General features: G+C 34.1%; 14 protein-coding genes. 1 reads left to right on the plus strand and 13 read right to left on the minus strand.

Translation table 11 applies throughout. The features are described from left to right. The 3 genes from VLC96_RS12970 to VLC96_RS12980 form a co-directional block, all read right to left on the minus strand. Positions 1 to 2095 (minus strand): DUF7507 domain-containing protein (locus VLC96_RS12970; RefSeq protein ID WP_422653665.1); only part of this gene is annotated, 2095 nt, incomplete at its 3' end. A 331-nt stretch (positions 2096 to 2426) separates the two neighbouring features. Beyond that, positions 2427 to 6386, minus strand: a complete 3960-nt coding sequence (locus tag VLC96_RS12975) for a DUF8693 domain-containing protein (RefSeq protein ID WP_325263540.1) — start codon at positions 6384 to 6386, stop codon at positions 2427 to 2429. Between the two features lie 621 nt (positions 6387 to 7007). Next, on the minus strand, positions 7008 to 9905 hold the full coding sequence (locus tag VLC96_RS12980) for a DUF8693 domain-containing protein (protein ID WP_325263542.1): 2898 nt from the start codon (positions 9903 to 9905) through the stop codon (positions 7008 to 7010). A 439-nt stretch (positions 9906 to 10344) separates the two neighbouring features. Here VLC96_RS12980 and VLC96_RS12985 point away from each other — a divergent pair, with 439 nt between their 5' ends. Beyond that, a complete protein-coding gene (locus VLC96_RS12985) occupies positions 10345 to 10821 on the plus strand; it encodes a regulatory protein RecX (protein WP_325263544.1) in 477 nt (158 codons plus the stop codon). Positions 10822 to 10858: 37 nt separating this feature from the next. Here VLC96_RS12985 and VLC96_RS12990 read toward each other — a convergent pair whose 3' ends face one another. The 10 genes from VLC96_RS12990 to atpD form a co-directional block, all read right to left on the minus strand. After that, positions 10859 to 12013 (minus strand): beta-ketoacyl synthase N-terminal-like domain-containing protein, encoded by a 1155-nt coding sequence (locus VLC96_RS12990; RefSeq protein WP_325263545.1) that lies wholly within the window; start codon positions 12011 to 12013, stop codon positions 10859 to 10861. A 127-nt stretch (positions 12014 to 12140) separates the two neighbouring features. Further along, a complete protein-coding gene (gene bioA, locus VLC96_RS12995) occupies positions 12141 to 13412 on the minus strand; it encodes an adenosylmethionine--8-amino-7-oxononanoate transaminase (protein ID WP_325263546.1) in 1272 nt (423 codons plus the stop codon). A 72-nt stretch (positions 13413 to 13484) separates the two neighbouring features. Further along, complete coding sequence (gene bioD / locus VLC96_RS13000) at positions 13485 to 14102, minus strand: dethiobiotin synthase (RefSeq protein WP_325263548.1); 618 nt, start codon at positions 14100 to 14102, stop codon at positions 13485 to 13487. Beyond that, positions 14103 to 14534, minus strand: coding sequence for a putative signal transducing protein (locus VLC96_RS13005; RefSeq protein ID WP_325263550.1), 432 nt, complete (start codon positions 14532 to 14534; stop codon positions 14103 to 14105). After that, a complete protein-coding gene (locus tag VLC96_RS13010) occupies positions 14515 to 15657 on the minus strand; it encodes an aminotransferase class I/II-fold pyridoxal phosphate-dependent enzyme (protein ID WP_325263551.1) in 1143 nt (380 codons plus the stop codon). Before VLC96_RS13010 ends, VLC96_RS13005 begins: the two co-directional genes overlap by 20 nt. A gap of 24 nt (positions 15658 to 15681) precedes the next feature. Next, entirely contained in the window at positions 15682 to 16434 is a 753-nt protein-coding gene (locus VLC96_RS13015) for a porin family protein (RefSeq protein ID WP_325263553.1), read from the minus strand. Between the two features lie 183 nt (positions 16435 to 16617). Continuing rightward, on the minus strand, positions 16618 to 16836 hold the full coding sequence (locus tag VLC96_RS13020) for a hypothetical protein (RefSeq protein ID WP_325263555.1): 219 nt from the start codon (positions 16834 to 16836) through the stop codon (positions 16618 to 16620). Between the two features lie 338 nt (positions 16837 to 17174). Next, a complete protein-coding gene (locus VLC96_RS13025) occupies positions 17175 to 18296 on the minus strand; it encodes a hypothetical protein (RefSeq protein ID WP_325263557.1) in 1122 nt (373 codons plus the stop codon). A 166-nt stretch (positions 18297 to 18462) separates the two neighbouring features. Beyond that, positions 18463 to 18747 carry a F0F1 ATP synthase subunit delta/epsilon gene (locus VLC96_RS13030; RefSeq protein ID WP_325263559.1) on the minus strand — a complete coding sequence of 95 codons (285 nt, stop codon included), beginning with the start codon at positions 18745 to 18747 and terminating at the stop codon, positions 18463 to 18465. Positions 18748 to 18829: 82 nt separating this feature from the next. Further along, a partial coding sequence (atpD, locus tag VLC96_RS13035; RefSeq protein ID WP_325263561.1) for a F0F1 ATP synthase subunit beta occupies positions 18830 to 19673 on the minus strand: 844 nt, incomplete at its 5' end.

Consider the following 19673-nt stretch of genomic DNA (forward strand, 5'->3'; position numbering starts at 1 on the left):
GTGCAGTTATGGTAGCATGATCTTCAAAAATTACAATATCACTAGATGTTGGCGCTCCGGCAGGTAACCAGTTCCCACCAGTCCATTTTTTGGTTACAACGGGGTTGATTGTAACAGTTGATGATGATGAGGAAGTACAAGAACCATTTGATACTGAAAAATTATAAGTACCAACTGCCAGACCTGCAATGGTCATTGTTTTTGTTGTATTGCTAATTGTATAGCTATTTGATGATGTGCCAGTTTGATATACTATTCCAGAAGTTGGCAATCCATTCAAAACCACACTTCCTTTCGGTGTAACACAATCAGGCTTAGTTATAGCGCCAACTAATGGAGCTGCAGGCAATGCATTAACCACCATTGTAAGAACATTTGATGTAGCTGTAGTAGCCGTTAAACAACTAGCATTCGATGTCAATACTACACTAATCACCTCTCCATTAGTTAAAGTTGATGAGCTATAAGTTGAAGCTGTAGCACCCGAAATGTTGCTACCTCCACTTTTCCATTGGTATTTTGGACTTGTACCTCCATTTGTAGGTGAAGCTGTAAATGTTACATTTGTTCCCGCACAAATAGCTCCTGCTGGATTTGCTGATATACTTACACTAGGTGTTAGCACCGGATTGACAGTAACTTTTTGTGAAGCACAATTGGTATTACATGAACTTTGATATTTAACAAAATAGGTCGTATCTACGTTGGGATTTACTGTTATACTGTTTCCAGTACCTACAAGAGTTCCGCCACATGAACCAGTGTACCATTCAATAATAGCACCACTTACTACAGATCCTCCACTAGCAGTAAGCGTAGTTGAATCTCCTTTACAAATAGTTGTCGCTCCTGTAATTGCTGTTGGCGCAGTAATCAAAGAAATAATTGTAGCATTATCATCAGCATCAGTTTGTCCAGAAATATCTTCAACTACAGCATCCGAAATATCCAAACCAGTTACTTTAGCAGAATTTGTAACCATTCCAGCAGCAACATCGGCAGCCGTAATAGTATATATCCCTGTCAATTGTTTAGTTTCACCTGGATTTAATGTATAACCTTGTGTTCCTGAGATTATGATTCCAGGAAGTGGATCTGCAACTACAATATTCTTAATAGGAACCTCTCCTGAATTTGTTACATCAAAAGTGTAATTAATTTTATCTCCAGCTAAACCGCAACCCATTAATTTACCTTTCTTAACTAAACTTAATTCTGATTTCTTTAAAGTTTTTGCATTAAAAGCGATAAAAGCACAATCAGAACTTCCTGAAAAAGAAACAACAAATCGGTCTACTTTTGCTGCATTGGACCCGTCAATACCAAAAGCACTAATATCATAACCCAAAATACGGATATCTCTTAATTCTCCAGGAACAAATGATCCAGCAATAGCCCCATTATTAGCATTAAAAAGATCTAAACTATAACTTCCAACCTTTGTCACAGAACTAAAATCAACAACAATACCATTCCCTACTGTAGCTCCGGAGGCATCGACAAATTTGAAAGTATCTGCCCCACCAGGCTGCGCTACTTGAGTCACTATTAAGTCTGGAATACCATCATTTAAACCTCCTAGAACCAGATTATCTGTTCCTATTTTAAAATAAACATCACCTTTATCAATGTTAGCAATACCAGTACCCAATGACAATCCATTTTTCCCATCAGTCAATCGGGAAGCAAGTTCGGCTTTCAAATTGGGCCCACCAATAAAAGCTGGAGTCAAAGCTCTCCCAGATGCAGAACCATCCATCATAGATCCTTGTAAAAAATAAGTAGAGCCCGTATAATTTAATGATTGTATTTTTAATGCTCTAAATTTTTGAACACTAACATTTGAAACTTTACTATTCAAAGTAGCATCATCGACACCAGTAGAATAGGTTTTACCTTTCCAATCAAAACCGATTAAGTTATTTTCTAAATCAGGACGGGTTCCAAAACCTGTTGTCCAATACCCGTTGTAGTCGGTATGGATTTTTGTAACATCAGCTGCTTGGCCAAATACTTTAGGAGTATATAATAAAAAATACAGACCTAAAATTGCTAAACTAACTCCACGAAAAAGTAAAAGTAATTTTTTAATCATATAATAGTGTTTCTAAAGTGAATTATTTAGAACCCATTATTATACGAAACCAAGTTAACATTAAATCTAATGATAATCGGTATAAGGATATATTCTATGGGGGCTCTAGAATAAAATTTGTTTTTTTTTTCAAATGATGCTGAATCAATCAGTTTGGTATTTTCATTTGGAAATTCTGGACAAATATAGAATTAAATATTATACCGACAAAATAAAGTTTTAAGGGTCAAGCAGATACCTAATTTCAATTTCATAAGTATTTTATATAAAAAACCCCATTCTGTTAATTCAGAATGGGATGATTTTTTTTTTATTCAAAGCTAGAAATCAATTAATCATGAAAAATAATCTCTTCACTAATCCATTTTCCATTTTCCAATTGTGCCATTACAATTAAAAACTGATTACTTGACTTTAGATGGTTAATGATGAATTCATTTTTATTGACTTTGTCATTTTCATAAATCAAGCTTCCTTTCAAATCATATATTTTTACTGACGCTATCGTTTCAGCAAAAGAATTGATTTTTATTTGACGGTCTTTTACCGAAACTATAACTTCTTTTTCTTTGATTTCAAAATCACCTGTTCCTAATTTAGAAGTATCGGTATAACGTAACACAAAACGATCTTTGAATGTTCCAATTTCAGTGGTAAACGAATAATCACCACTTTTTAAATTATGAGTTTTATTCGTTAGTTTATCTTCTAAATAAATGGGTTGATCAATTAAATCTCCATCAACATCATCAATACCAATTTGGAAAGTTCCAGCAATGGTAGTCTTGTAACCCAATGGCACTTCATCGGCAGTATTAAAAGGTAATTTACGACCTTGAATAGTCAAATTCTTAGCTTCATTTATACTATAAAAATCTACAAAAGAATTTCCGTTATAGCTTACTCCATCGTACAGATTATCATATTCATTAGTCGCATCTGTTATATAGCCTACTAATAATTGTTTGAAAGCACCTCCGGCATTAGTTAAATTCAACCAAACTCTGCTCTTTTTGTTTGTTGTTGATTTCTTTGTTTTTGACTGTCTAAAAAACTGTTTGTTTTCCATAGAGCCAGTACTGCGCATTAGATTATTAAATACAAATTTTCCATCTAAATTTCTGGCAACAAAAAAAGCTTGTCCTGCTCCTATTTGTCCAGTAGACGATTCACCAACATCATTTTGATTTTCCTTATCTCTTGCTTTCTTAGATTGTGTTCCAACTCCTCCCGTTAAATTATAACTCGCATAATCATTTGAAGAATACACCAATTGATTGCCATTTTGATATCTAGCAATATTGTGTGTCCAAAAATATAAAGTCGCTCCCCCTGATGATGATGTTACAGTAAAATTGGCTTTTATAAACTCATCAGCATTTATAGCTGATGGATATGGATTACTTACCAAACTATAAGTTCCTACAGGAGTTGTATAGGATATGTCTCCATTATTTGGTTTTCCCGTAAAGGTTGCTAATTGTGAGATCAAAGGACTATTCACCCGAATTATATATCCTTTTCCAGGAGTCATTGTTCCCGATTCAGCACCCCAATTACTGCCTGTCCAGCTGTAATACAAATCAGTATTAGGAGCCAAGGTCGTTACTTGCTGATTGACAACCGGAGAACCCCAATATACGTAATCGTATTTTTTAAGCTCATCTGTGTTACGCTTGTAAATAACAGTTCCTGTATTTACAGCATGACTATCAGTTTGTAATAAAGAAGCGGCGTTGTTAAATTCTATTATTCCATTTCTAGTAGTTGTATTTCCAAAAACATCTAATTCAAGTGTAAGTTTTATTCCGGTATCAACTGTTAATTTTTTTCCTGTAGCTACTGAACAATTACAAAAATTTGTATCACTATTCAAAGTCAAATTATCATCGATAGACACTTCATGACTTTTATTAGGCACACCTCTAGTCCAATCATTTGCAATATATGCAGTATTATTTATGCAAGCTAAAAGACGAGCAACTCTGTATTTGGCGACTCCACTGACAGAGTTAAAATTCCCTCCTATCATAATTCTCCCTTCAGAATCAATGGCCGAAGTATAACAAATATTGTTCAAAGTCGCTTTAAAACTAGTATTATAACTTCCATCACTATTCAATCGAACAATTCGGCTTACTGGATAAGCAATAGCATCAGTTCCGGAGAAAGTACCATTAAATTGTCCTCCCAAAATAATTCGATCATCTGGCTGAACAGAAATAGTTCGAACATCCCCACTATTAAAAGCAATTCCTGAATAAAAAGCCAAATCGATTGCACCATTATTATCTAAACGAAGAAATCTTCCTTTAGACTTACCTCCAAAGGTTGTAAAGCTTCCACCAACTAGTAATTTATCGCCAGATTGCCTTCCAAATTCATAAACAACACCATTAGGACCAGTTGTATTATTGTAAGTACTATCTAATGAACCATCACTTTGAATCCTAACAAGATAGGTAACTGATGTACCATTATAAATAGTAAAATTTCCACCAATAACAATCTTACCTCCTGTACTCTCAGGAGAAATTGCTAGAACAGAACCATTAACATCTGCAGTAAATGCTGTATCAAGACTACCATCACTATTAAGTCTTACTAGTCTATTTTTAGGAACTCCTCCTACAGATGTAAAACTTCCTCCTACTAATATTTTCCCAGACACATTATCAACACTAAGAGCATAAACACCTCCATTACCAATAGTAACAGGAACAAAACTAGAATCGAGTGTACCATCTGCCTTTATTTTTAGGATCCGATTTCTTGTAGTATTATTGTATTTTGTAAAATCTCCTCCAATAATAAAACTACCATCTGCTAATTGTACAGCTGCTCTAATAGTACTACTAGCACCAGCAGTAGCAACAATAGCAGCACTATTGAATGATTTATCTAACGAACCGTCCTCATTTAAACGAGCAATCCTATTTACCGGAGATCCATTAAAACTAGTAAAAGAACCAAAAATCATGACTTTTTTTGAACTCAATGGTATCACTTTTAAAACATTGCCATTAGCACCCACACCTCCAGCAGACATAAAATTTATATCTAAACTTCCAGCATTACTCACTTTTGCCAAACGTCCACGAAGTGTTGCATCATAAATTGTGAAGGAACCTCCAATATATATCTGACCATCTATAGCTTTTTCTATAGCATAAAATGTAGTACTTGGAAGTCCTGTTACATTATCAAATCCCGAATCCCAATCACCATTATCTTTTAACAAAGTCAAACGGTTTAATCCGTTTGCAACTCCATTGTATGTTCCCGTAAAAGATCCAGCTACATAAATACCAGCAGTAGTAAACCGAATTGCTTGAACAATTCCATTAGCAAATCCTGCTTTAGCATTATTAAAAGTGCCATCAATTGTTCCGTCAGAGTTTAATCGAATAATTCTTCCCACTGCAACTCCATTAAAGGATGTAAAAGCCCCACCTAAAACAATTTTACCGTCTGTCTGCAAGTCAATCGCTAAAATATTATTATCAGCACCTGCCCCTAAATTGGTATTAAAACTTGTATCAACCGTTCCATTACCATTAAGACGAATTAAACCTCTTGTAGTAATTCCATTAAAACTGGTAAATGATCCGCATATTAGTATTTTCTTATCTTGTTGGATGATAACTTTACTGATTGTTCCAGTTGTTCCAGCTGTAATATTAGAATTAAATGCTGTATCCAAAACTCCATCAGCACTAATCTTAAAAACATTATTAACAACAATAGTCCCATTGTATCTGGTTATAGCATCACCTGCAACAATAATACTGCCATCACTCAATTGTGCCAAAGCTTGAACAACATTATTAGGACCTACGTTTCCACTATTGAAAGATGCGTCTAATGTTCCATCCAAATTTAATCTTGCCAAATACTTTTTTGAAACTCCATTATAATTTGAAAATGAACCACCATAAATAAGCTTATCATCTGTATTATTTAAAGCACCATCAGCACCAAAAGTCTTAAACCCACTTACTACCGAATTATCAAAACCTGCCCCAGAGGTAAATCCTGAATCTTTATCCCCAGACGAATCTAATTTTATAATTCTAGTAGCACCTACTCCATTAAAATTTAAAAAATCACCTGCAATAAAAGTCGTTTCATCAGGATTTTCAATTATAACCCTTACATTGCCATCAAAACCCTCTCCTGCAGTACCGTCATCAAAAGTATTAAATGTTGCATCAACTCTGCCTTGCTGTGCATGCAATGAAGAAATTATTAAAAAGGAAAAAAATACAACTATACGTAGTTTTTTATACATAGGTCAATAAGTTAAATACCTGCCAAAGGCAAATAAGAATTAGAAATGGGGCTCAAAAGAATGAAACGAAAATAAGATTATTCTTGTTTATAAAAATAAAATAATAATATTTTGTCGCAAATATAAATTTTTATTTCTTCGATGATAATAAATTTTTAAGTAAAATATTTCATAATTACAAGAAATTTGTAACCATTTACACAATCAGACAACTAGTGTTTCAGAGAAGTAAAATAGGATTTTTTTTGAATTCATCATAGAGTAGTAAATTTGAATTTTGATAACTACCACTATCAAAACATCTTAACAAATTCACATCTACCCCGTCATCAGGATTCAGCTATATTACACCATACTTTTTTGGAGTAGTATGTGATGGTATTTTTTTTTATACCCTATAGGAATTAATTATTTTAGTCATATGGAGCGCTGTCGAAATGAAACGAGGTTCTCGATGGCGCTCGAACTAACAATAAGATCAATTTATATTTTTAAATGATATCGTATGTTCGTTTAATCTGAGTTCAAACAAAAAAATAAAACCACAGATAAAATTTTCAATTTAATCTGTGGTTTATCAATACACTTGCATTGTAAAAAATATTGTAATACTCTTATCGGCTAGTCATAAAAAACAATTTCCTCACTTACTCTTTTTCCATTTTCTAATTGTGTTATTACAATCAAAATCTGATCGCTTGAGGTTAAATGATCTATGATAAATTCATTCTTGTGCACTTTGTCTTTTTCATAGACTAAACTTCCTTTCAAATCAAATACTTTTATCAAAGAAATGGCTTCATCAGCTGAATTCACTTTGATTCGCCCATTCTTGACCGATACAATTACCTCATTTACCTTCGTTTGAGATTCAGTATCGCTGGTACCCAATTTGGCATCGCTATATCTCAGTACAAAACGATCTTTAAACTCACCTTTGACAGTAGTAAAAGAATAATCTCCTTTCTTTAAATCATGAAGACTATTCGTCTGCTTGTCTTCCAAATAAACCGGTTGATCGACAAATACTCCATCGCCCTTATCAATGCCAATACTAAAAGTACCTTCAATTGTGGTTTTGTAACCCAAAGGCACTACATCAGAAGTACTAAATGGTAATGTTCTTCCTTGAATGGTATAATTAAACGAATTTCCAATGCTATAAAAATCTATGAACTTGTTTCCATCCATACTCACTCCATCGTACAAGCCGTCAAAATCATTGGTCGCTCCAGTTACATAGCCCACCAATAATTGTTTGAATGCACCTCCATCATTAGTCAAATTCAACCAAATTCTATTCTTTTCTACTGTTGCAGATTTCTTGGTTCGGGATTGTTTAAAAAATTGACTGTTTTTCCCCGAAGAAATTATACGCATCGAATTATTAAATACGAAATTGCCTAAACCGGAACTAGCTACAAAAAAAGCTTGGCCAGAAGCTATATCGCCAGAAGGAGGTCTCCCACCAGATATAGCAGCAGAACCCGTTCCTGTTCCTCCTGTCAAAGTATAGCTAGCATAATCATCTGAGAAATATACATATTGAGTACCAGTACCGTTTAATGCTCTCGCAGTATTATGAGTCCAGAAATACAGAGCTCCGCTAATCAGTGCTTGATTAGCTCTTATAAACAAATCAGCATCTATAGCTGAGGGATAAGGATTCCCTATTAAATTATATTGTCCAGTTCCAAGAGTTGCAACCTTAACAATTCCATTTTTTGGCTCTCCCAAAAAGACACCTTCTTGCGAAGTCATATCTGTAGTTGCACGAATGATATACCCTTTTCCATTAGTCATCGCTATACCTCCACTAACAGGATTCCAACTACTTTCCCAACTATAAATCAAATCTGTATTAGGAGCCATAGTCCCCAATTGCTGACCCGCTACAGGTGAACTCCAATATACATAATCAAATTTCTTAAGTGCCGCAGTATTACGCTTATATGTAATGTTTCCCGAATTTACAGCTATATCACTCACTTGAACCAAACTAGAATTATTTTCAAATATTAATGCCCCAGAACTTTTCACATCTAAACCACTTTCAATCTTTAAAACAGCATCTGCATTTGTTCCACCAGAAACTCCTACTACTACATTTCCCGAATTGATTGTACAAGAACAAGCTTCTATAGGCACTGTTATATTTGCATCTCCATCAAAAACAATAATATCTTCTAATGTCGGTGGACCAGAAGGTGTCCATGCTACACCATTCCATGTTTTGGTAACACCTGTTTTAACTGTTATTAAAGCCTGAATAGAATATCCTTCACAAATAGATGGAGATATCGGCTGTGTCACAGCTCTAAAATAGGTGTCTTGCGTAAGAATCCCTATATCAGCACTAGACAAAGTTGTGCTAGTTATGGGAATACTTACAAATGTATTAAAATCTATGTCAGTAGATTTTTCCCAATGATTAACTGAACTAGTATTTCCTGTCAGAACTAAATCTAAAGGAGTTTGACCTGGGCAAATACTCTGTTGTACTGGAGAAATTGAACCCGCATCTGGTCCTAGCGTTGTAAAACTAATTGTATTAGAATTTGCCGACGAATTACCACAAGTATCACCTACTCTAACTCTATAATATAATGTTCCTCCTGGCAAATTCTTTACATAAGCATTTACATTCCCATAACCGCCAATCTTTCTATTATTATAATTGGGTAAAACATTAAAAAAACTGACATCTGTAGCAATATCAAGATAATAAGTTGGGTAAGATGTAGATTCCCAATGCAAACCTGCAGCGTTACACTGAATATTATCAGCAGCTAAAGCTATTGTAGGATCTAGAGAAAATGTTTTAAATGGCAAGGTCTCAGAATTCGGACTAATCCCCGTCGATGAATTAAAGGCTCTAACTCTAAAGTAATAATTAGTATTTGGATTCAAGTCTGTAATCAATACAGAAAAAACATACCCCACATTTACATTTTCATAACCCGGAACAAACGTTCCTGCATCGAACGTTGCTGTCGTAGCGATATCAATATAAAAATAATCAGCAGTTCCAATCCATTGTACTGTTACAGAACAAGTACTAAGACCCCAATATCCCGATACAACAGGAGCTGAACTTGTAGGTAATGTTATTGATGAAGTAAGAGCATTTTGTGTTAAAGAATAATCACTATCCCCTGTAGCATCATGAGCTCTAATTCTAAAATAATATAAAGTACTAGGAGTTAAACCTGTTATTACTGTTGCATTTACGTTCCCTAAGTCAGTATTGCTATATCCTGTGACATACGTGCCTGCATCAAATGCGGACGTTGTTGCAACATCAATATAAAAACTATCAGCTGTTCCTGACCAAGAAATATTTATTGTAGTGGAAGTAAGCGCCGTTACGATAAGATTTGTTGGTGCACTTGGTATAATCAAAGGCTTTACTAAATTAAACTTTGTAACTCCTCTCATAGGACTAACTATAGTTGATCCAAATGCATTTGCTTTCAACAATAGTAAAATTAGAAATAAAAATAATGATCTTGGTTTCATAATATTATAGTAAAATTTGGAACAATCTTTTAACTAGAATCAAGATAACAATGAGTAAATTCCGCTAAAATTTTAAAATAGAAACAAAGTGGCTTAATAACAGGAAAAATTCAAATTCTTCAACTTTAATGATTCGGAATCCAAAAAATTAATTTTTCGCTGAATAATTTTCGGAAAATTATCTTTCAAGCAGAAAACAAAACGATACAAAAAATAATGTAACTATATCAAAATTAAGTTATTTCATTATATCTTCCTTTAAAAGAATATGGACGTTCAATAAAAACCGATAAAGGATTAAAATTTTATTTATTTGTAAGTTAAAACTTTAAATAAAATTTTAAATGAGAAATGATTTCCTGTAAAGTTTACATCTATATATTCTTTTTTTGATAAAAGAATTACTTTTGTATCTACAACTAAAATTGGGTCGTCCCTCATGAAAGAAATATACTCCATCAAAGAAGCCATTCAAAAAATAGAACATTTCTGTGCCTATCAGGAACGATGTCACGAAGAGGTTGTGTCCAAACTATGGAGTATGAAATTGAATTCATCTGAGATAGACGAAATCATAGTGCATCTCATTCAGGAAAATTTCCTAAATGAATCGCGATTTGCATGTAGTTTTGCAAGAGGAAAACACCGCATAAAACATTGGGGAAAAATTAGAATTACCAATGAATTAAAAATGCGCAACATCAATCAAACTTTGATTAATTTAGCACTAAAGGAAATTACTCCCGAAGAATATACAGCCACTTTTGAAGATTTAGCCGAAAGAAATTGGAATTCTATTACGGAAAAAAACGTGCTTAAAAAACGTAAAAAATTTTGTGATTATATGCTTCGTCGTGGCTTTGAAAGTAACTTGGTTTATGACAAAGTGAAAGAACTAGAAGGTAGTGATCAGTGATCGGGTTTTAGCTTCTCATTTTTCTGCGAAACATCTTTTACAGACTTAACAAAACACTTACCGCATTTCCACCAAAACCAACAGCATTCACTAAGACTTTCTTGATCTGTTTTCTAGGTTTTTGTGCTTCCGCAAAAGGAACTCCGATAAACTGATTATGTTGCATCATCAAAATAGCCATTTCAACGCTCAAAATCCCAGAAGCTCCAAAAGTATGACCAATTTTCCATTTATTGGTTGTAAGCATCGGCAAGTCTGATCCAAATACTTTTTGAATTGCTCTATATTCTGTCAAATCACCTGCTTTTGTTCCAGGTGCATGCATGACGATAACATCAACTTCAGACAAATTGGTATTTTCTAAAGCCATTTTCATTGATTTTTGAAAACAAATTGCTTCTGCCGAAATGGATATATTATGTTCTAATATCTCAGTAGCATAACCAATACTTTCAATATAAGCCAAAGCATTTTCTTTTTTACCAATTTCTAAACAACAAACTGCGGCACCTTCGCCCAAAATCATTCCGTTCTGAGTTTTTTCTAAGTCAAGAGCTCTATTAGGATATTGTTCTTCACTGTTAGAATAAATTTTCAAAGCTCTCATTTGTCCAACTGTAAAATCTGTCAAAGGAGCTTCGCTACCTCCCACCAAAAACTTATCAGACATACCCGAACGAAGCCACACAACTCCATTTAACATAGCATGCAAGGCCGTCGAACAAGTAATAGAATGCGAAATTTCAGGACCTGAACTTTGTAAATCATGCGCTATCCAGGAAGAAATATTTCCTAAAGTAGTTGTAGGCGAAGCCAAAGTTTGGGCCTTACCTGTTTCTAAATATTCTTGATAATGTTTTTCAAATAAATCTGTAGCTCCTCGAGAAGAACCAATATTAATTCCAAAAACATCATTTTGATTCCAACCAGCATTTTCAATAGCTTTGCGCGAAGCCACCATTGCATATAAAACCGAATTATCTAAGGATTTATATTTATTATCAGACTGTTTTAGTTCATCAACTTTTGCTTTTGAATCCTCATCTAATTGAGCAACAAGCGTTGGTTTATGATCTAAAAAACGGCTAGTAAAACAATGATTGATGTTTTTGTAGTTCTCCCAAATTATTTCTGGATCATTGCCCAATGAAGAAATAGATGAAAGCGCTGTTATGGAAATAATTTTTGACAATTGATTTATTTTTAAAGTATTTATTACACGAAGATCAGAGATTGAGGAAGTTATCAACTAAAATTAACCAAACTCAACGACGCTCTCAGGCTCTTGTGTAACTCTATGAAATTCATTTTCGGCAAAATTAAACTATTTCCAATGCTTTTTCGACCACTCGATATACTTTTTGCAATTGATCATCAGTGATTACATAAGGAGGTAAAATGTAAACAATATTCCCAACCGGACGCAGAATTATTCCATTTTCTATAAAAAAATTATAGAGTCTATTACGCAAAGAACCATAATAACTTGCCGAAGTTTCTGTTTTTATTTCTAATGCAAAAATGACTCCCAAAACTCTGCTTGTTGTAACCATAGGATGATTCTCAATTCGTTTTTGAAATTCCAAATGGCTTTTATTAATCCTTACTAAATTCTGTTGCATTTCTGGAGTTTCTAATAAAGTCAAACTAGCCAAAGCAGCCGCACAACCAGTTGGATTAGCAGTAAAAGTATGTCCGTGAAATAATGCTTTATTAATATCTTCATCATAAAAAGAATCGAAAAGATCCTGAGTAAAAGTTGTAATCGCCATTGGAATTGTTCCTCCAGTCAAAGCTTTAGACAAACACATCATATCGGGTTTCTGATTCAGATAATCACAGGCAAATGTTTTACCTGTCTTTCCAAAACCCGTCATTACTTCATCAGCAATCGTGAGGACATTGTTTTCCTGACAAATTTCAAGTAGTTTATCAAGAGCTTCTGGTTCATACATTACCATTCCGGCAGCTCCCTGCACCAATGGCTCAAATATAAATCCAGCACAATTATTGTTTTTTATGACTTCTCTCAACGCATCAAAACTCGCCTGTTCGAAATCTTTTACAGGAACCGGAATCCGCACCACATCAATGAACATTCCTTGAAACGCTTGCGTATAAAATGAGATTCCACTCGCAGCCATAGCTGCAAAAGTATCTCCATGAAAAGCATTTTCAAAAGCAATAATTGTAGTTCTCTTTTCGCCTTTGTTATAAAAATTTTGTAAAGCAACTTTGATTGCAACTTCCACAGAAGTAGATCCGTTATCTGAGAAAAAAACTTTCTTTTGATTATCAGGCAAAATAGCCAAGACTTTCTCAGCAACATGAATTGCAGGTTCATGAGTAAAACCTCCAAATAAAACATGCTCTAAAGTTGTTAATTGGTTGTAAATCGCATCAGCTATAAATTTATTGGAATGCCCGTACGGATTCACCCACCAAGAAGCAATGGCATCTATATATTCTTTTTGATTTTCGTCCCAAAGCAAAGCGCCTTCACCCCTAGTTATGGCAATGGGAAGCGCTGCCGTTTTATGTTGTGTATAAGGGTGCCAAAGATTTTGGCTGTCTCTTTCGATTAGTGTCATTTTAGATAGATTATTCCGCAAAGATACGCAGAGAAAACGCAGAGTTTCGCAAAGAAAACAACAATTGCATCTTTATAAATTAAGTAAATTTTCTCTAAACTTATCAGCGTATTCTTTGATTACATTTTGGTCAAAATACGGTTCTTGTTCAATTCTTCCGATGCATTGTACGCCAGTTTTATTTAAAATAATAGATTCGGTCGAAACATTTTCATCACCAGAAAAGATAATTCCACCTATCACTATTTTACGATTATGCAAAGCTTCAATAGTAAGCAAGGTATGATTGATGCTTCCCAGATAATGTCTGGAAACCACAATCACTTTATAATCGGGTTGAATTAAATCAACAACATAATCTGTTTGATTCAAAGGTACAAAAACGCCTCCAGCACCTTCTATAACCAAATTGTTTTCTGTTGTAGGTTCTTTTACTTGTTTCAAATCGATGGTAATTCCGTCCAATTCGGCAGCAAGATGGGGACTCGCCGGAGTCTGCAACGCATAAGCATTAGGATGAAAATGCGACTTTGTATTTGAAATATAACGTTTGACTTTATGGCTATCGGAATCATTCAAATCGCCCGCCTGAATAGGTTTCCAATAGTCCGCTTCAAGAGCTTCAACAATAATGGCCGAGGCAATGGTCTTGCCCACATCGGTAGAAATTCCTGTTACAAATAGTTTCATCTAATTAAATTCAAAATTACACTTGTTGCATTTGTATCTATGCTTTGAATAAATAGGCATTAAAACAAAAAGTAATGAGAAAATGAATGCAATAAGAGTTTTTAAATCTTTTATGGAAGTTACCATTTCGATTTTTTCAGCTCCACATTTTGGACATTTAATCAATTCATCATTCTCATTTAATGAATAGGCACTGATTTCTGAAAGCACCGTTTTTGCCTTAACAAAATCCTCATTTTTTACAAAAAGTTTAATCCCGCCAATAGCATTGCTATACATTGGATTTGCATCTACAGTATTATTGTCACGCACGAATACCCGAATTCCTTCCGATTCAAGTTTACCTTTAAAAATTGATGCTTCAGAAGAATATTGGAAAGCAGCAATTTTTTGAAAAGTTGTTTCTTCCATACTATTTAAAAATAAGTTCATTCAACAACGTCAATATTTTGGTTATATCTTCTTTTGTATTATAGCTATGCAAACAAAATCGCAATCGTTCCTGGCCTTCGGGAACTGTGGGAGAAAGTATCGCTTTCACGTCAAAGCCATTTTGCTGAATCGAACTGGCAATATTCTTTACTTTTTCATTACCCGGAATTATAACACTCTGAATTGCCGATTTACTGCGAATAAAAATCGGACTCAGATTCAACATCTTTTTTACCTGATTGAAGAAAATAATATTCTCCCTAAGCAACTCAGTTAGACTTTTATCTTTTTCTAAATGATAATATCCTGTCAAAATAGTGGCAACAGAATGTGGTGATAATCCAGTTGTATAAATAAAACTACGAGCAAAATTTACGAGATAGGATTTTAGTTCATTCGAACCTAAAACAACGGCTCCATGACAACCCAGGCCCTTGCCAAAAGTCATAATTCGTGCAAATATTTTATTTTGTAATGCTAAAGATTGAATTACTCCTTCGCCCTTTTCACCAAAAACACCCAAAGCATGCGCTTCATCAACTACTAAATAACTATTATATTTTTCTGAAACAGCAATTAATTCTTCCAGATTTGGACAATCTCCATCCATCGAGAAAACAGACTCAGTTACTACATAAATAGTTGAGTTTTGGTCTTGTTTCGAAAGAAGTCTCTCTAAATCTTCGAAATCATTATGTAGAAATTTATATGATTTGGCATTTCCCATTTGAATCCCATCACGTATTGAAGCATGACATAATTCATCAAATAAAACAACATCATTGCGTTGTGGTACGCAACTAAAAAAGCCAACATTAGCATCATAGCCAGAATTAAACAATAGAGCCGATTCTGATTGATGAAATTGGGCAATATAATTTTCTGTTTCGGTATATAAAAAATGGTTTCCAGAGATTAATCGTGATCCAGTTGCTCCGTTGCTTTTTATTTTATGATCTAATAAAAACTGATGGGTTTCATTAAAAATCAATTCGGATTTAGAAAAACCAATATAATCATTAGAAGCAAAATCAATTAAATCATTCGGTTTAGGAAGAGTCCGTAATGCTTTATTTTGCATACGGCTTTCGAGTTTGGCGGCTAAATTCTTTGGAAAATACATGAAGACAAAGGTATCAAAACCAACTTATTTTTCAGGCAAAGTTTCTTTTTCTTCTGCCTTCTTCTTTTCGGCGGCTCGTTTTGCTGCCTTAGCCTTTCCGATAGGCAGACAAGTTGTTACATATAATGAACGATTGTATTGGGTCGGACTATTATCGCCTTTTAAAAGTGGTACTAAACCATAATAATATTGCAAACCAAGATTCATACCATTGCCAACCTTTAAACGATATCCAACACCTAATATCAAACCAGCATCTACAACATGAATTTTGTCACGAATATTATTTTTATATTCCAAATCATCTCCATCATATTCCTGATGAAAAATATCAGTAGATTTAGATAACAATCCCAATTGGGTTCCAGCTTTAACAAAGATATTATTCTTAAATTTATATTTAATAGCTAGAGGCACATTAAAATAATTAATTTTTCTATCTACAGAACCTTCCGCGAAAGCAGCATCTAATTCTGGATTATCTAATGAATAAACTGGCAAACCTTCAGCACCAAGAGTAGATTTTACAATAACACCCGTATTAAAAATCCAGGAAGGATTATTTAAATTAAAGTCGAAATAGAAGCCTAAGTTAAAATCAGTTCTATTATTAGCACCGGGTTGATTTGTAATGGTAGAAAAATTAGCACCACCTTCTAAACCAAATTCAATATTAGGAGAGTTTAATTTGTCCCCAAAAATAAGAGACATTAAAACTTGAGATTGAGCGGCTTGAAAACTACAACATAATACAAGTAAGAATAGGGGTTTTTTCATTCGTTATATCATCTATTTTCTTTTTTAACATCAACCTTATTCTATAAAGTTCTAGTACTACAGCGGGTTTGTGACTAATTAAGCCCATCCTTCGGATTTGCCAAATCATTCAAATACAAAACCAGCTTTCCATTAAGCCAATTACCCAAATCCGTTGTAGTAGCTGTTTGTACAGTACTTTTTTTAAGTCATCCAAATTCCGTATACAGCGATAACTGTCCAAACTCCATAAACTTTTTTCAGAAAAAATGTACTTCCACTTGAGCTGTTTGTAAATTTTAGGTAACTAACAGAAACAACACAATTTTCGTAATTATTGTCAAAAATTGGGGCACTTATAGAAATTATATTTTGCTTTTTCTTTGTTTTTATAAAAATTTCTTCGGCGTCTTTTTTTGTCAAACATTTTTCTCTATTTATATAACTAGAGCCGTAATTCAATTCGTTTATTAATTTTAAATTCCAAATTCCATTACTGCTTTTTGCAACGTTTGCTTCAATTTCTTTTAGTATGTTTTCAGGGACTTCAAGCCCACTTTCTTCTTTAAAATTTGTTTTGTCAAAATAAGTTTTGGATTTTTCACATTGACAAATATTCCAAAGGTACCCTTTCCAATTTGGTCATCAATGATTTTTTTAAAAACGTCAGATTCTAAGTTGTTTTGTGAACAACTTAAAGTTGAAATTAATATCAGGAGTATGTTTAAAGTTCTTTTCATCGTATTGTACACAACTAACATCTATAAACCAAAACGATACTGAAAACTAGTCATAAATTGGGTACGAGTTCCTAAAAATCCGCATTCGGCACGCAACATAAAATGTCTGTTAAACTGATATTGGCTCCCCAAAATAAAATTCCACATGTTCGTTTGAGATTTTTCAAGCGAATATTGCACAGTAGATGAATGATCGTCATTTAACGCTCCATCGAGACCCGTTAAAAGATTCCCGGCGCCTTCCAGAGCTCTATTCGCTGTTGCATACTTAGCCTTATTAGATGGTAAATTCTGCTCAACATTTGATAATTCATTCCACCAAGTATCTACTTTGGCCTGTTTCTCATCAACTGTTGCCAAACCCTGATCAACTTTGGCTTGCAGACCGCTGGTGTCAAATAAATCACCCAAATTCAATGATCCATTTGTATCGCTTTTAATATGTACTCTAAATGCCCCTGCCCAAAATGCTATATTGGTTTCTGGTTTATTAAATTTAAAAGTCTTTCCTAATCTCGGCCCAAAAACAAAACTCATCGCAGGTTTCTCCAGGGCAGGAATATCAGTCCAAGCTACGTTCATATCAAGTGCAAGCCAACCTCCACCAATACCAATTGTAGGGGTCAAACCCAATCCAAACGTCGTACCCTCAAAATCCGCTTTGGTTTTAAATGGCAAAACTTGTGTCCAATTATTATTTTCATCCGGCACCCAAATACCTGCATCAATAGATGTTGCCATTTTGGTTTTTCCCATAATAGCATACACATTCAAGAAAGGAAACAGCCAAATATCCGGTCTAACATTGAGTGCATAACCAGATGCTTTTGCTTCGTTAAAACGTACAATTTGATCCAAATTGGTCATTGGCCCATTATTGAAACCTACTTCCAGATTCTTTATTGTCAATTCGGATTCCTGCCAAAAGTAATTTACAGACATACCAGCCGAATACGGTAATTGAAAACCTTTCTTTGTGGCTTTATCACCCCATATAGGCAAGACATAGGGATATTCCACTACTTTAATACTATCTAATAAAGCCGCATTTTTCTTTCCCACTATTTTATCACTGTAGACTTGTGAGTAACCAATAAAATTAATTAATAAAAAAAGTAAGACTAAAAGATTTTTATTTCTCATTGCGTCGAATTTTATGTTATTTTTAGTATTAAAGATCTTATTGTAAAGTTAGAAAAAAATATATACCAACGCACTATTTATCTATATTTAAGTTCATTAACAAAAAATCAATCGCAAAAAAAATGCCCGACTTTCGTCAGGCATTTTTTTATTAACTTTTATTACTTTAGTCTGCTAAAATAATTACTTTATTATCTTTTAACTCAAGAGTACCAGAGGCAATTTCTAAAGTATAATTGTTATCATTTATTTTGGTAAATGACTTAGCTGTTTCTTCATTTAATTCAAAACCATGAGCAGTTGTAATATTAACTGTTCCTTTTTGCAACAATGAAACTATAGGTGCGTGATTATTCAACATTTGAAAACGTCCATCTACTCCTGGAACAGAAATAGAAGTTACTTCTCCTGAAAATAATTTCGCTTCTGGTGATACTATTTCTAAAATCATATTTTTTTTAGTTATGAGTCATAAGTTATGAGTTATAAGTGAGTGTAAACTCATAATTTATAACTCATAATTCATAATTATATTAAGCTTCCGCCAACATTTTCTCTCCAGCCTCGATAGCTTCTTCGATAGTTCCTTTAAGGTTGAAAGCTGATTCTGGCAAGTGATCTAATTCACCATCAATAATCATATTAAATCCTTTGATAGTATCTTTGATGTCTACTAAAACTCCTTTTAATCCTGTAAATTGCTCAGCAACGTGGAAAGGTTGAGATAAGAAACGTTGTACACGTCTAGCTCTAGCAACTGCTAATTTATCATCTTCTGAAAGCTCTTCCATACCAAGGATTGCGATGATATCTTGCAATTGTTTGTATTTTTGAAGAATTTCTTTTACTCTTTGAGCACATTCGTAGTGATCATTTCCAATAATATGTGGAGCTAATATCCTTGAAGTAGAATCCAATGGATCCACTGCAGGATAAATACCTAACTCAGCAATTTTACGAGACAATACTGTAGTAGCGTCAAGGTGAGCAAACGTTGTTGCTGGTGCTGGGTCAGTTAAGTCATCCGCAGGTACGTAAACCGCCTGTACAGATGTAATGGATCCTTTATTAGTAGAAGTAATACGCTCTTGCATCGCTCCCATCTCAGTTGCCAATGTTGGTTGGTAACCTACCGCAGATGGCATACGACCTAAAAGTGCCGATACCTCAGAACCTGCTTGTGTAAAACGGAAGATATTATCTACGAAGAATAATACGTCTTTACCTTGATCTGATCCTGCTCCATCACGGAAATACTCAGCAATAGATAATCCTGAAAGTGCCACACGAGCACGAGCTCCAGGAGGTTCATTCATTTGTCCGAAAACGAAAGTAGCTTTAGACTCTCTCATTCCTTTCAAATCAACTTTAGATAAA

Origin of the sequence: Flavobacterium sp., from assembly GCF_035456085.1 — a bacterium.
In the GTDB taxonomy this organism is placed as follows: Bacteria; Bacteroidota; Bacteroidia; order Flavobacteriales; family Flavobacteriaceae; genus Flavobacterium.

What these genes read in the sequence shown, in the direction of transcription:
- VLC96_RS13030 (WP_325263559.1), bottom strand. Translation starts at nt 18,747, where the DNA reads ATGATTTTAGAAATAGTATCACCAGAAGCGAAATTATTTTCAGGAGAA.
- VLC96_RS12980 (WP_325263542.1), bottom strand. Translation starts at nt 9,905, where the DNA reads ATGAAACCAAGATCATTATTTTTATTTCTAATTTTACTATTGTTGAAA.
- bioA (WP_325263546.1), bottom strand. Translation starts at nt 13,412, where the DNA reads ATGACACTAATCGAAAGAGACAGCCAAAATCTTTGGCACCCTTATACA.
- VLC96_RS13025 (WP_325263557.1), bottom strand. Translation starts at nt 18,296, where the DNA reads ATGAGAAATAAAAATCTTTTAGTCTTACTTTTTTTATTAATTAATTTT.
- VLC96_RS12985 (WP_325263544.1), top strand. Translation starts at nt 10,345, where the DNA reads ATGAAAGAAATATACTCCATCAAAGAAGCCATTCAAAAAATAGAACAT.
- VLC96_RS12975 (WP_325263540.1), bottom strand. Translation starts at nt 6,386, where the DNA reads ATGTATAAAAAACTACGTATAGTTGTATTTTTTTCCTTTTTAATAATT.
- VLC96_RS13005 (WP_325263550.1), bottom strand. Translation starts at nt 14,534, where the DNA reads ATGAACTTATTTTTAAATAGTATGGAAGAAACAACTTTTCAAAAAATT.
- VLC96_RS13010 (WP_325263551.1), bottom strand. Translation starts at nt 15,657, where the DNA reads ATGTATTTTCCAAAGAATTTAGCCGCCAAACTCGAAAGCCGTATGCAA.
- bioD (WP_325263548.1), bottom strand. Translation starts at nt 14,102, where the DNA reads ATGAAACTATTTGTAACAGGAATTTCTACCGATGTGGGCAAGACCATT.
- VLC96_RS13015 (WP_325263553.1), bottom strand. Translation starts at nt 16,434, where the DNA reads ATGAAAAAACCCCTATTCTTACTTGTATTATGTTGTAGTTTTCAAGCC.